The sequence below is a fragment of the Leisingera sp. ABM4_103 genome (genome assembly GCF_056158685.1).
This window is the reverse complement of the sequence record NZ_JBSWTU010000005.1, coordinates 779,042-790,742: the sequence shown is the minus strand read 5'-3', so window position 1 is coordinate 790,742 and position 11,701 is coordinate 779,042. Positions and strand designations below refer to the sequence as shown.

10 protein-coding genes and 1 tRNA gene are annotated in these 11,701 nt (G+C 64.3%); 7 read left to right on the top strand and 4 right to left on the bottom strand.

Going from position 1 to position 11,701, the window contains the following annotated elements:
- Nucleotides 1-10: 10 nt before the first annotated feature.
- Together ACXAED_RS05395 and ACXAED_RS05390 are read left to right on the top strand one after the other, a co-directional pair.
- Nucleotides 11-958, top strand: a complete 948-nt coding sequence (locus tag ACXAED_RS05395) for a YihY/virulence factor BrkB family protein (protein ID WP_475047462.1) — start codon at nt 11-13, stop codon at nt 956-958.
- Nucleotides 959-1,078: 120 nt separating this feature from the next.
- Nucleotides 1,079-2,620, top strand: a complete 1,542-nt coding sequence (locus tag ACXAED_RS05390) for a catalase (RefSeq protein WP_475047459.1) — start codon at nt 1,079-1,081, stop codon at nt 2,618-2,620.
- Between the two features lie 200 nt (nt 2,621-2,820).
- Here ACXAED_RS05390 and ACXAED_RS05385 read toward each other — a convergent pair.
- The 3 genes from ACXAED_RS05385 to paaZ form a co-directional block, all read right to left on the bottom strand.
- Nucleotides 2,821-2,897: transfer RNA gene (locus tag ACXAED_RS05385), tRNA-Met, on the bottom strand.
- Nucleotides 2,898-3,089: 192 nt separating this feature from the next.
- Nucleotides 3,090-3,890, bottom strand: a complete 801-nt coding sequence (locus ACXAED_RS05380) for a PaaX family transcriptional regulator C-terminal domain-containing protein (protein ID WP_475047457.1) — start codon at nt 3,888-3,890, stop codon at nt 3,090-3,092.
- 84 nt (nt 3,891-3,974) lie between these two features.
- Nucleotides 3,975-6,005, bottom strand: a complete 2,031-nt coding sequence (paaZ, locus tag ACXAED_RS05375; RefSeq protein ID WP_475047454.1) for a phenylacetic acid degradation bifunctional protein PaaZ — start codon at nt 6,003-6,005, stop codon at nt 3,975-3,977.
- Between the two features lie 126 nt (nt 6,006-6,131).
- Between paaZ and paaG the strand changes: the two genes are divergently transcribed.
- The 5 genes from paaG to ACXAED_RS05350 all read left to right on the top strand — a co-directional run bounded on the left by paaG (nt 6,132) and on the right by ACXAED_RS05350 (nt 9,559).
- Nucleotides 6,132-6,917, top strand: a complete 786-nt coding sequence (paaG, locus tag ACXAED_RS05370) for a 2-(1,2-epoxy-1,2-dihydrophenyl)acetyl-CoA isomerase PaaG (protein WP_475047452.1) — start codon at nt 6,132-6,134, stop codon at nt 6,915-6,917.
- Nucleotides 6,918-6,919: 2 nt separating this feature from the next.
- Complete coding sequence (gene paaI, locus ACXAED_RS05365; protein ID WP_027236384.1) at nt 6,920-7,345, top strand: hydroxyphenylacetyl-CoA thioesterase PaaI; 426 nt, start codon at nt 6,920-6,922, stop codon at nt 7,343-7,345.
- A 15-nt stretch (nt 7,346-7,360) separates the two neighbouring features.
- Nucleotides 7,361-8,671: a phenylacetate--CoA ligase PaaK gene (paaK, locus tag ACXAED_RS05360; RefSeq protein WP_475047451.1), complete on the top strand. Its 1,311-nt coding sequence runs from the start codon at nt 7,361-7,363 to the stop codon at nt 8,669-8,671.
- A gap of 16 nt (nt 8,672-8,687) precedes the next feature.
- Nucleotides 8,688-9,284, top strand: a complete 597-nt coding sequence (locus ACXAED_RS05355) for a TetR/AcrR family transcriptional regulator (RefSeq protein WP_475047450.1) — start codon at nt 8,688-8,690, stop codon at nt 9,282-9,284.
- Between the two features lie 62 nt (nt 9,285-9,346).
- Entirely contained in the window at nt 9,347-9,559 is a 213-nt protein-coding gene (locus ACXAED_RS05350; RefSeq protein ID WP_475047448.1) for a hypothetical protein, read from the top strand.
- Nucleotides 9,560-9,617: 58 nt separating this feature from the next.
- Here ACXAED_RS05350 and ACXAED_RS05345 read toward each other — a convergent pair whose 3' ends face one another.
- Nucleotides 9,618-11,633 carry an OmpA family protein gene (locus ACXAED_RS05345; RefSeq protein WP_475047445.1) on the bottom strand — a complete coding sequence of 672 codons (2,016 nt, stop codon included), beginning with the start codon at nt 11,631-11,633 and terminating at the stop codon, nt 9,618-9,620.
- Nucleotides 11,634-11,701 lie beyond the last annotated feature (68 nt).

The window sequence follows — 11,701 nt, the reverse complement described above, 5'->3', positions numbered from 1 at the left end:
AGGAGAAACGATGACTCGCGGCAGGCACGCGGAAGCGCCGCAAAGGATCCCGCCCAAGGGCTGGAAGGATATCGCCCTGCGGGTTAAGGATGAGATTGCCGCCGATCATGTCGGGCTGATCGCCGCCGGTGTTGCCTTTTACGGGCTGATGGCGCTGTTCCCAGCGATTACGGCGCTGCTGGCCATTGGCGGCCTGATGGTTGAGCCCAGCCAGATCGTGGATCAGATTTCGCAGCTTGAAGGCGTGGTGCCGGACGAGGTGATGGAGATCATCATCGGCCAGGCCACCCAAGTCGCCGGCTCGCGGGAAGGCGGGCTGGGCCTTGCGGCGGTGGCGGGCATCCTGATTGCGCTTTATTCGGCGTCCAAGGGCATGAACAGCCTGATCGAAGGCATGAACGTTGCCTATGACGAGGTGGAGAAGCGCGGCTTCTTCATGAAGACCTTTGTCACCCTCACCCTGACATTGTTCCTGATTACCGGTTTACTGATGGGGCTGCTGGCGACGCTGGCGGTGCCTTCGGTCATCGCGCTGGTGGACGCCGGGCCCGTGACAGAAGTCCTGGGCTCGCTGCTGGCCTGGGGTGTGCTGCTGGTGATGACCATGGCCGGGCTTGCGGTGCTCTACCGCTATGGCCCGTCGCGGGACAAGCCGGAGCTGCTGTGGGCATCGCCCGGTGCGATTGCCGCCTGTGTGCTGTGGCTGGCGGGGTCGGCGGGGTTTGCCTTCTACGTTGGCAACTTCGGATCCTACAACGAAAGTTTTGGCGCGCTGGCGGGCGTTGTCGTGCTGCTGATGTGGCTGTGGATCTCCGCCTTCATCGTGCTGCTGGGTGCGGAGATCAACGCCGAGGTCGAGGCGCAGACCGCCTATGACACGACCGTTGGCCCGGAGGAGCCGATGGGCGAGCGCGGCGCGGTGAAAGCCGACAAGCTGGGCGCGCGGCAGAGCAGCTGAGGCGGCGGGACCCGCCCCGCGCCTTACGGATACGCAGCGGGTGAAAGCGGCCACGCGGCGGCCAAGGCGTTTATCGCTGCAGACTGAAGTTTTTCCATAGTGATTGAAGAGAGGCCCGGAATGACAAACTCCAATGATAACAAATCCACACCCCCGACCACCACGGATGCGGGACAGCGCGTTCATAGCGACGAGCACTCGCTGACTGTGGGGCCGGATGGACCGATTGTCCTGAACGACCATTACCTGATTGAACAGATGGCCAACTTCAACCGGGAGCGCATCCCGGAGCGCCAGCCCCATGCCAAGGGCGGCGGAGCGTTCGGCTATTTCGAGACCACGCAGGACGTGTCCAAGTACACCAAGGCCAAGATCTTTCAGCCCGGGGCGAAATGCGATGCGGTTGTCCGCTTCTCGACGGTGGCCGGTGAGCGGGGCAGCCCCGACACCTGGCGCGACCCGCGCGGCTTTTCGGTGAAGATGTACACCGAGGACGGCAACTTTGACATGGTGGGCAACAACACGCCCGTCTTTTTCATCCGCGATCCGATGAAGTTCCAGCATTTTATCCGCAGCCAGAAACGCCGGGCCGACAATGACCTGCGCGACCATGACATGCAGTGGGATTTCTGGACGCTGTCGCCCGAAAGCGCGCATCAGGTGGCCTATCTGATGGGCGACCGGGGGATCCCGAAGACCTGGCGGGAGATGAACGGCTATTCCAGCCACACCTACTCGCTGGTGAATGCCGATGGAGAGAAGTTCTGGGTCAAGTTCCACTTCCACACCGATCAGGGTGACGGAAATGCGTACCTGAGCCAGGACGAGGCCGACAAGCTGGCCGGCAGCGACGGCGACTACCACCGGCGCGATCTGTTCAATGCGATCCGCGACGGCAATCCCCCCAGCTGGACCCTGAAATGGCAGGTCATGCCCTATGAGGAGGCCAAGACCTACCGCCTCAACCCCTTTGACCTGACCAAAGTGTGGCCGCACGCGGATTATCCGCTGATTGAAGTGGGCAAGCTGGTGTTGGACCGGAACCCTACCGACTTTCACACGGAGATCGAACAGGCGGCGTTTGAGCCGAACAACATGGTGCCCGGGGTTGGACTGTCGCCGGACAAGATGCTGCTGGCGCGGGGCTTTTCCTACGCGGATGCGCACCGGGCCCGGCTGGGTGTGAACTACAAGGAAATCCCGGTGAACAAGGCGAAATGCCCGGTCTACAGCTATTCGAAGGACGGGGCGGGGCGCACGGAGAAGGTGGCCGACCCGGTCTATGCGCCCAATTCGTACGGCGGACCGGCAGCGCAGCCCGCCGCTGGTCCCGAGGCGGGCCTGTGGCATGCGGACGGCGATATGGTCCGCCAGGCCTATACGCTGCGGGAAGACGACGATGACTGGAGCCAGGCCGGCCAGCTGGTGCGCGAGGTGATGGATGACGCCGCGCGTGACCGGCTGGTGTCGAACGTGGTTGGCCACCTGTGCGACGGTGTCAGCGAGACGGTGCTGCAACGGGCCTTCGATTACTGGCGCAACATCGACGGCGAGACGGGCGACAGGATCGAAGCCGGGGTGCGCGAAAAGCTCGGCGGGGCGTCGGACGCGCCGGGCCTTGCCTCGGCTCAAAGTATCAGCGGCACCAAGGCCGCAGAGTAGAAGCTGCAATGGCATTGGCAGGCGGGCCCGCTCCGGGCCCGTTTTCGCGCCGGAGGTGGCGTCAACCCCCGCCCGCGCCCGTGGTGTGGCCTGGCAGTCCTTGGCCCTGTTCCGGCTGTGGCCAGTGCCGCACGGATGGCAAACGCAGGGCAAAGGCCTTGCGGGCCGTGCCTGGTTCTTCCGGTTTTTATGGGGAAGGGTGGTAGCGGAGGAGGGACTTGAACCCCCGACACGCGGATTATGATTCCGCTGCTCTAACCAACTGAGCTACTCCGCCGCTCGGTGTGTGGACGCGATTTAAGGAATGCCGGCGGTGGGGTCAAGCGGAAAAGAAGGGGAAATGCAGATTCTTCCGAGTTTTTTCCGGCATAGATGAAAAGCATCATAAAAACAAAGTCTTGCAGTCGGGATTGGGCTCCGCGCGCCGGGGCGCTCGGTGGAGTGCTCTAACTGCTGCCGAGTTTTGAGGCTATTCGGTTGGGGTGTCCAGGGCGGCGAGCTCCGGCCGCGGCAGGCGGTCCAGCAGCTGGAACACCAGGGCGCGGCAGGTCTCCCCGGCCCAGTCCTCGGGGTGGAAGCTGGGCGGCAGATCCGGGTGGCGCAGCACCACGCGGCGCCAGCGGTGCACGATCAGCGTCCTTAAAGTTCCGGTCTGCGCCGGCGTCAGGCCCGAAGGCGGCGGGGCGATGTTTTCAAGGTCGCACTGCAGCGCGGAACAGGCGGCCCGCAGCGGTTCGGGAAACAGCCGGGCCTTGAGCCAGCCGGGCACGCTCATGCTGCTGACACGGGCCGCCATCAGATCGTCCAGGCTGCGCGGTACCGGACCGTGGCCAAGCGCGGTGGTGCGGTTCACAGCGACGTAATTGGACAGCAGCAGCACCTCGTCCAGGGTTGCCTGGCCGGAGCCGTCCTCGGCGATCAGCAGGTGCCAGTCGGTTGGGGCTGCGGCGCGGCGTTCGTAGATGCGGGGCGTCACCGCGGCCGATTGGCTGCGCCCGTATTCGGTCAGGTAATGGACAGAGGCACGGCCCGCGCGCTCGCTTTCGATCCAGCCGTCCTTGCGCAGCCGGTGCAGGGCCACCCGGATTGCCTCGGGCTTGATACCCATCGGGGTGATGATGCGGGTCAGGGCGCCGCCGCTGATCTGGGCGCCCTTGTGCTGCGCCAGATCGCCGAACAGCGAAACGATCACCGACCAGACCCGCTGGTTTTGCGGATCGTTCAGCTGCTGGACGGTGGTGTCAAACCAAGGGTTATGCTGTTCGTTCATAGGGATAAATATAGTTCGCCCGGACCGGTAAGGCCAGTCCGGGCGCACGGCAGCTTTACCGCTGCCTGCCGCATTTGCGCTGTCTTAGAAGGCGTTCATCGTCAGCAGTTCATACTCTGCCGCAATCTCGCCGTCCTGGTTGGTCAGGGTCACGTGCCAGCGGACCTCGCCGTATTCCTCGTTGCGGGGGGTCTTCTTCTTGACCGTGAGGCGCACCTTGATGCTTTCGCCTGCCGAAATGGGTTTCATGAAGCGCAGATTGTCGAGGCCGGTATTGGCCAGGACCGGGCCTTCGTCCGGCTGCACGAACATGCCGGCGGCGAAGGACAAGAGCAGGTAGCCATGCGCCACGCGGCCCGGGAAGAACGGGTTCCGCTTGGCGGCCTCGTCGTCCATGTGGGCATAGAAGGTGTCGCCGGTGAAATGGGCGAAGGTCTCGATATCTTCCAGCGTGACAGTGCGCGGCGCGGTGTGCAGGGTTTCGCCAATCGCCAGCTCGCCGAACTTGCGGGTGAAGGGGTGTGCCGGGCCTTCGATTTCGGTTCCGCCGGGGACCCATTTCTCGCCAATCGCGGACAGGATGTCGGGCGAGCCCTGGATGGCGGTGCGCTGCATGTAGTGTTTGACGCCGCGCACGCCGCCCATCTCCTCGCCGCCGCCGGCCCGGCCCGGGCCGCCGTGCACCATGTGGGGCAGGGGGGAGCCGTGGCCGGTCGATTCCTTCATCGAGTCGCGGTTGTTGAAGTAGAGGCGGCCGTGGTAGGCGCCGGCGCCGATGGCGACCTCGCGCGCGACGGCGGAGTCGTGGGTGATGACCGATGCCACCAGCGAGCCCTGGCCGCGGTTGGCCAGATCAATGGCGTGGTTCAGGTCTCGGTAGCCCATGATGGTGGAGACGGGGCCAAATGCCTCAGTGTTGTGCACGCGGCTGGCGTTGTCGGGGGCGGCGCAGTGGAAAAGCATCGGCGGCACAAAGGCGCCTTTTTCGGCGTCGGCGCCATCGACGGAGAAGTTCGCCGGGTCGCCAAAGACGCGCTCTGCTTCCTGGCCGATGATTTCAGCCTTTTCCAGCACGTCGCGTTTCTGGCTGTTTGAGACCAGCGCGCCCATCCGGGTGGTTTCCAGGCGCGGGTCGCCGATTTGGGTTTTTGCCAGTCGGCCTGACAGCGCTTCGATCACTGCATCCACTTGCGCTTGCGGTGCGATGATACGGCGGATGGCGGTGCATTTCTGGCCCGCCTTGGTGGTCATTTCGCGGCTGACTTCCTTGACGAAGAGGTCAAACTCCGGCGTGCCGGGCTGCGCGTCGGGGCCAAGGATAGACGCGTTAAGGCTATCCTGTTCGGCGACGAAACGGACCGAGTTCTCCAGGATCACCGGGTTGGCGCGCAGTTTCAGCGCGGTGCTGGCAGAGCCGGTGAAGCTGACCACGTCCTGCATGGTCAGGTGGTCCAGCATGTCGCTGAGGCCGCCGGAAACCAGCTGCAGCGCGCCTTCGGGCAGGATGCCCGAGTCCACCATCAGTTTCACTGCCAGCTCCGTCACATAGCAGCTGTTGGTGGCGGGTTTGACGATGGCGGGGACGCCGGCCAGCAGGGTCGGGGCGAGCTTTTCAAGCATGCCCCAGACCGGGAAGTTGAAGGCGTTGATGTGCACCGCGACGCCGCGCAACGGGGTGCAGATGTGCTGGCCCAGGAAGGTGCCGTTGCGGGAGAGCTGCTCCACATCGCCATCGAGGTAGACATGCGCGTCCGGCATCTCGCGGCGGCCCTTGGAGGCAAAGACGAACATGGTGCCGATGCCGCCGTCAATGTCGATCATGTGGTCGGACTGCGTGGCGCCGGTGTTGAACGACAGATCGTAAAGCGCCTGCTTGTGCTGGTTCAGGTGGCCCGCCAGCGCCTTCAGCATCCGGGCGCGGTCGTGGAAGGTCAGCTTGCGCAGGTTGGCGCCGCCCACGGTGCGGGCGTAATCGAGCATTCCCTGCACGTCGAGCGCGTCATTGCCCGCTGACGCAATCACCTCGCCGGTGATGGCGCTGGCGATGTTGCGGGCACCCGCGCCCGGTGCGACCCATTGACCCGCTGCAAAGCTGGAAATCTCTAGAAGGCTCATGATGCTGTCCTTTTCGTCAGGCGGGCAGGGGCCGGCTGGCTGGAATCCGATGCTGAGATATATTGACCGTCCGGTCGGTTTATGCAAGGAATTTGTCAAATGCACCGCTGACAGGGTGAGGGAGCGATGAGCGATACGATTCTGGTGGAGGACCACGGGGCCTGGGTGGAGATCACCCTGAACCGTCCGGACCGGCTGAACAGTTTCAACGAGGAGATGCACAACGCATTGCGCGCAGCGCTGGAAGGCGCGCGTGATGGCGGCGCCCGCGCGGTGCTGCTGACGGGCGCCGGACGCGGCTTCTGCGCCGGGCAGGATCTGGGCGACCGTGATCCGCGCAAGATGGACGGGCCGCCGGACCTGAGCCAGACCGTGCGCAAGTTCTACGCGCCGCTGGTGCGGCTGATCCGCGAGCTGAACTTCCCGGTTATCTGCGCGGTGAACGGCGTGGCCGCCGGGGCAGGCGCCAATCTGGCGCTGGCCTGCGACGTCGTGCTGGCGGGCGAGAGCGCCAAGTTCATCCAGTCATTTTCAAAGGTTGGCCTGATCCCGGACACGGGCGGCAGCTGGCATCTGCCGCGGCTGCTGGGCGAGGCGCGCGCCAAGGGGCTGGCGCTGACCGCTGAGCCGCTGCCAGCCAGGAAGGCCGAGGATTGGGGGCTGATCTGGAAGGCGCTGCCGGATGACGAACTGATGACAGAGGCCCGCGCGATGGCAGAGAAATTCGCCAACGGGCCGACACTGGGGCTGGGACTGACCAAACAGTGCATTCAGGCGGCTGCGGTCAACACGCTCTCTGACCAGCTGGAGATCGAGGCGGACGCGATGAAGACCTGCGGCGAAAGCGCGGATTACGCCGAAGGTGTTGCCAGCTTCCTGGAAAAGCGCGCGCCTGAGTTCAAGGGCAAATGACCATGACCCCGAAAGAACGCGCCGAAAAATCCGCCGCCGCCATGTGGGCCGAGGACCACGCGTCGAAGTGGGCGGGGATGGAGATCACCCATGTGGACGAGGGTGAGGCCACGCTGGAGCTGACCATCGCCCAGCACCACTGCAACGGCCATGGCATCTGCCACGGCGGGGTGACCTTCATGCTGGCCGACAGCGCCTTTGCCTTTGCCTGCAACAGCCGCAACCAGTCGACCGTGGCGCAGCACAACGTGATCAGCTTCACCGCGCCGGGACGACTGGGTGACACGCTGATCGCAAAGGCCCGCGAGATTTCCCTGACCGGGCGCAGCGGCATTTATGACGTGACAGTGACCAATCAGGACGGCCAGCAGATCGCCGAGTTCCGGGGCTTCTCCCGGGCGGTCAAAGGCCAGTTGTTTGACGAATAAGGTGTGGAGGACGCCATGGAAGACCTGAGCCCCAAGAAGGGTGAACTGGAGCCGATCGAGATCGCCTCGATCGACGAAATCCGAGCATTGCAGCTGGAGCGGCTGAAGTGGTCGGTGCGCCATGCATATGACAACGTGACGATGTACAGGCAGCGGTTCGACGAGGCGGGTGTGCATCCGGACGACTTGCAGCAGCTGTCCGATCTGGCCAAGTTCCCCTTCACCTACAAGAACGACCTGCGGGACAACTATCCGTTCGGCCTTTTCGCGGTGCCGCGCGGTGAAATCATCCGCCTGCATGCTTCCTCCGGCACCACCGGCAAGCCGACAGTGGTGGGCTATACCGCCAATGACATCAGCAACTGGGCGGATCTGGTGGCGCGCAGCTTGCGTGCCTCGGGCCTGCGCAAGGGCGATATGGTGCATAATGCCTATGGCTACGGGTTGTTCACCGGCGGCTTGGGCGCGCATTACGGCATTGAGCGCTTGGGCGCGACCGTGGTGCCGATGTCGGGCGGCCAAACCGAAAAGCAGGTTGGCCTGATCACCGATTTCAAGCCTGATGGCATCATGGTGACGCCGTCCTACATGCTCAACATCCTGGAGCAGTACCACAAGGTCGGCATGGACCCGCGCGAATGCTCGCTGAAGGTGGGTGTTTTCGGGGCTGAACCCTGGACCGACGCGATGCGCAAGGAGGTCGAGGACGCCTTTGACATGCATGCGGTCGATATCTACGGCCTGAGCGAGATCATGGGTCCGGGCGTGGCCAATGAATGCGTCGAGACCAAGGACGGCCCGGTGATCTGGGAGGACCACTTCCTGCCCGAGATCATTGATCCGCAGACCGGTGAAGTGCTGCCGGACGGCGAGCTGGGCGAGCTGGTATTCACCACGCTGACCAAGGAAGGCCTGCCGATGGTCCGTTACCGCACACGCGACCTGACCCGGCTGCTGCCGGGCACCGCGCGGTCGATGCGGCGGATGGAGAAGATTACGGGCCGCAGCGACGACATGATCATCCTGCGCGGGGTCAATGTCTTCCCCAGCCAGGTGGAGGAACAGCTGATGGCGACCGGCGGCCTGGCGCCGCATTACCAGATCGAGCTCTACAAATCCGGCCGGATGGACGCGATGCGGGTGTTTGTGGAGGCCAATCCGGATGCTACGGACGAGCTGAGCAAGACCGCCGCGGCGCGGATGCTGACCAAGCGGATCAAGGATATGGTTGGCGTTTCCACCGAGATCATTGTAGGCGACCCCGGTTCCGTCGAGCGCAGCCAGGGCAAGGCCAAGCGCGTCGTCGACAACCGCAACAAGTCCTGAACCGGGGAAGTGAGCCTTGGCCCGCACGATCGCAAAAGACCATGATGAGAAACGCGCGCAGATCCTGAAGTCGGCGGCCAAGGTGTTCGCCGACTCCGGTTACGATCGCGCGTCGATGACCCAGCTGGCGCGGGAATGCGGGATCTCCAAGGCGAACATCTACCACTATTACGACAGCAAGGATGCCGTGCTCTTCGGCGTCCTTGATACGTACCTCAAGGACCTGCGCGACCGGGTCTGCGAGGTGGAGCTGGACGGGTACGGCCCGCAGGAACGGCTGCGCCGCATCGTCTCGGAAATCCTGCTGGCCTATCAGGGCGCGGATCACGAGCACCAGGTGCAGCTGGGGGCGATGGGCGCGCTGCCCGAGGAGCAGCAGAAACATCTTCGCAGCTATCAGCGCGAGATGGTCCAGTTCATGAGCGATGCCCTGCAGGCCGTGGCGCCCGAGATCTTTGACGGCGACGGCACCAAGCTGCGCGGCGCCACAATGTCAGTCTTCGGGATGCTGAACTGGTATTACATGTGGAACAGCGGCGCCGGCTCTAAGGCGCGTGAGGACTATGCCCGTCTTGTTTCGGATCTGACGTTGCACGGGGTAAGGGGGCTGTAATAGCGCGCCCGTGTTGCGTTTCCGCCTTTCTGCGCTAGCTTTCTCCGCCAAGGGAGGATGCGATGCAGAAACCTGAGAGCTTCGAGAATTTCTACTACAAGAAAGTCGGCCTGGGCGAAGCCTGCGGCTGCGCCGAACGGGCCATCGACATGTATGAGTTCGACCGGACCGCGGGCGGGCGGAAAGGTGCAAGAACCGGCAGGCGCCGGTTTTCCCTGAAGTCATTTGCCCTAAAGTACGGGCTTTTGTCCCGCCGCAGGACACCGGCGGAATAGGGACGGAAATACACCCGGCGGGGAAGTCCCGCCGGGTGCAGTTGTTCAAGCTTTAAGATCAGCCTTCGCTGCCCAGCAGCGGCGTGATCCGGCGCACGGCGACGCGGCGGTTGACGCGTTCGGCGTCCAGTGTCTTCACGGCCAGATCGCTTTCGCCATAGCCCTGCACCACCATGTTTTCCGGCGGCACGTCGAAGTATTCGGTCAGCGCCAGCGCCACGGTTTCGGCGCGCCGGTCCGACAGCGCCAGGTTATAGGTGGCTGCGCCCACCGCATCGGTGTGGCCTTCGATGAGGAAGACCTCGCCCGGGTTGCGGTCGATCAGATCGCGCAGGGCGTTGCCCAGGGCCGCCAGCTCTTCGGCTTCCTGCGGGCGGATCACTGCAGAGCCGGTGTCGAAGTTCACCGAGTCCACGTTGATCACCGGCACCAAGCGGCGCACGGCGTCGATGTTGCGGACCTGCGCCAGCGAGAAGCGGCGGTCAACCTGGGAAGCGTCCTGTGCAGCCAATGCTGCGGCCAGGTCCTCGGCCGAGACCGCGCCGGTGCTGGAGAAGGCGCGGCGGTTGTCCTGAACCTGCGGCAGTTCATTGACGACCACCTTTTCCGCCTTTTGGGTGTCATCGAACAGAACCACGCTGCGGCCGTCCGGCAGAATGCGGGTTCGGCGCAGAACCCGGCCCTCGGCGGAGCGGATGGTTTCCACCTCAACCCCGTTCTCGCGGGTCACCACGGTGCGGGTGGAACCGTCCTGGAACCGGTAGGTGGTCACGTTCGAGCCCGGCTGGCGCAGCAGCGCGTCGTCGTCTTTCAGCACGCGGTACTGGCCGTCCTGCTCGACGATGGCGCGGTCGCCCGTGTTGGAGACCACCTTGCCGCCGTTGTTGAGGAGCGTGCCGATAGCCAGGGCGCCAAGGCCGAGCAGGGCGTCACGCTGCTGGTCGGACAGGCCGCCGTCATCCTCTTCCGCAGCGGCATTGGCCTGCGGGGCAGGGGCTTCTGCCGATTGAGTGTTTTCACCGACTTGGGTTTCAAATTCCTCGTCAGAGCTGCGTACGGTGTCTTCGGTCACCGTTTCCTCGATCACCTCGGCTTCGCCTTCGCTGCTTTCCGCGGCGGCTGCGGCAGCTGCTGCGGTCTCAGTCTCGGCTTCGGCCTGTGCGTCGGCCTGGGCCTGGCTGTCCAGTTCGACCAGCTCGGGGTTGTCGGTATCCTCGCTGGTCTCACCCTGCGACTGGGCCAGATCGGCGGCAATGGCTTCTGCAGTTGCGCCGCTGCTTTCAGCCGCTGTGTCCTCTGCAGGCTGTTCCATGGTCTGGTCAGCTTGCACTTCGGTCTGCTGCCCGGCCTGGGTTTCGTTCTGCTGTGCGGCCTCAGCTTCGGGCTGCGGCTCGGCCTGGGCCTCTGCCTGCTGGTCAGCTTGTGCTTCGGTTTGTTCTTCCTGAGCGCCGGCCTGAGTCTCGGCCTGAGCTTCGGCTTGCTGTTCCAGTGCCTCTGCCAGAGCCGCGGCTTCTGCAGCTTCCTGAGCGGCTGCGGAATCAGCGGCGGCCTCTGTCTCAGCGTTGGCCTCTGCGCCGGCCTCTGCATTGGCCTCGGCCCCGGTCTCAGTCCCGGCGGCCTCTTCCGGCTGCTGGGTGTCTTCACCGTCGGCCGCCTGGCCTTCCGCAGCGGCCTGGGCTTGCACTTCTGCTTCGGCAGCGGCCTGTGCTTCGGCGATGACTTCGGCTTCCGCCTCAGCCTCAGCCCCGGCGGTCATCTCCGCCACGCTGGCCAGCACGCTGGCGGATTGCAGTTCACCCGGCAGCTCCGCGTCAAAGGCGCCAGTGCCGTAGGCCTGGCAGAACTTGGCGATCCGGCCGGTTTTTTCTTCGATCTCCGCGCCAGCGGCCAGTTTCTTCTGCCGCTTCTCGGCGCGTTTCCGGCAGCGGTCGACGAGATCGCCGATCTCGGCGGTGGTCATCTGGGTGAGGTCAATGCGCTTGTTGCCCTTGTCCTGCGACAGAGCGGGCAGCGGGGCTGCCAGCGAGACCATCACTGCCAGCGCCGTGGTCGATTTGAAAATTCCCGGTTTCATTGCGGTTCCTTCCTTGTTCCGGCACGGGGCCGTACGGGGGTAACCGCTGAGTGGCGGAAAAGTTTCCG

Excerpts from the sequence above, each read along its gene's own strand:
- ACXAED_RS05395 (WP_475047462.1), top strand. The coding sequence starts at position 11 with ATGACTCGCGGCAGGCACGCGGAAGCGCCGCAAAGGATCCCGCCCAAG.
- ACXAED_RS05390 (WP_475047459.1), top strand. The coding sequence starts at position 1,079 with ATGACAAACTCCAATGATAACAAATCCACACCCCCGACCACCACGGAT.
- ACXAED_RS05380 (WP_475047457.1), bottom strand. The coding sequence starts at position 3,890 with ATGAACGAACAGCATAACCCTTGGTTTGACACCACCGTCCAGCAGCTG.
- paaZ (WP_475047454.1), bottom strand. The coding sequence starts at position 6,005 with ATGAGCCTTCTAGAGATTTCCAGCTTTGCAGCGGGTCAATGGGTCGCA.
- paaG (WP_475047452.1), top strand. The coding sequence starts at position 6,132 with ATGAGCGATACGATTCTGGTGGAGGACCACGGGGCCTGGGTGGAGATC.
- paaI (WP_027236384.1), top strand. The coding sequence starts at position 6,920 with ATGACCCCGAAAGAACGCGCCGAAAAATCCGCCGCCGCCATGTGGGCC.
- paaK (WP_475047451.1), top strand. The coding sequence starts at position 7,361 with ATGGAAGACCTGAGCCCCAAGAAGGGTGAACTGGAGCCGATCGAGATC.
- ACXAED_RS05350 (WP_475047448.1), top strand. The coding sequence starts at position 9,347 with ATGCAGAAACCTGAGAGCTTCGAGAATTTCTACTACAAGAAAGTCGGC.
- ACXAED_RS05345 (WP_475047445.1), bottom strand. The coding sequence starts at position 11,633 with ATGAAACCGGGAATTTTCAAATCGACCACGGCGCTGGCAGTGATGGTC.